This is a genomic window from Rhizobium sp. RAF56, assembly GCF_052113965.1.
In the GTDB taxonomy this organism is placed as follows: domain Bacteria; phylum Pseudomonadota; class Alphaproteobacteria; order Rhizobiales; family Rhizobiaceae; genus Rhizobium.
Genome location: NZ_JBFRDU010000115.1, coordinates 1 through 978 on the forward strand (window position 1 = coordinate 1; position 978 = coordinate 978).

The 978-nt window shown below is 63.4% G+C and carries 1 protein-coding gene; it reads left to right on the plus strand.

What is annotated here, in order from left to right; genetic code table 11:
• On the plus strand, positions 1–975 hold a 975-nt coding region (tuf, locus tag AB4048_RS28815), incomplete at its 5' end, for an elongation factor Tu (RefSeq protein WP_442205353.1).
• Between the last annotated feature and the right edge of the window lie 3 nt (positions 976–978).

The following is a 978-nucleotide window of genomic DNA, read 5'->3' on the forward strand; positions in this document are numbered from 1 at the left end:
GCTGCCCGCCACTACGCTCACGTTGACTGCCCCGGCCACGCCGACTACGTCAAGAACATGATCACCGGTGCGGCGCAGATGGACGGCGCGATCCTGGTTTGCTCGGCCGCCGACGGCCCGATGCCGCAGACCCGCGAGCACATCCTGCTCGCCCGTCAGGTCGGSGTTCCCGCGATCGTTGTGTTCCTGAACAAGGTTGACCAGGTTGACGACGCCGAGCTTCTCGAGCTCGTCGAGCTTGAAGTGCGCGAACTGCTGTCGTCCTACGACTTCCCGGGCGACGACATCCCGGTCGTCAAGGGCTCGGCGCTGGCMGCCCTTGAAGATTCGAACAAGACGATCGGCGAAGACGCYGTTCGCGAACTGATGGCCGCTGTCGATGCCTACATTCCGACGCCTGAGCGTCCGATCGACCTGCCGTTCCTGATGCCGGTCGAAGACGTGTTCTCGATCTCGGGCCGCGGCACGGTTGCCACGGGCCGCGTCGAGCGCGGTATCGTCAAGGTTGGCGAAGAACTKGAAATCGTCGGCATCCGCGCGACGACGAAGACGACCTGCACGGGCGTTGAAATGTTCCGCAAGCTGCTCGACCAGGGCCAGGCCGGCGACAACATCGGCGCGCTGCTGCGCGGCGTCAACCGCGACGGCATCGAGCGTGGTCAGGTTCTGTGCAAGCCGGGTACGGTCAAGCCGCACAAGAAGTTCAAGGCTGAAGCCTACATCCTGACGAAGGAAGAAGGCGGCCGTCATACGCCGTTCTTCACGAACTACCGTCCGCAGTTCTACTTCCGTACGACGGACGTGACTGGCATCGTGACGCTGCCGGAAGGCACGGAAATGGTCATGCCTGGCGACAACGTCACGGTTGACGTCGAGCTGATCGTGCCGATCGCGATGGAAGAAAAGCTGCGCTTCGCTATCCGCGAAGGCGGCCGCACCGTCGGCGCCGGCATCGTCGCCTCGATCATCGAGTAATCT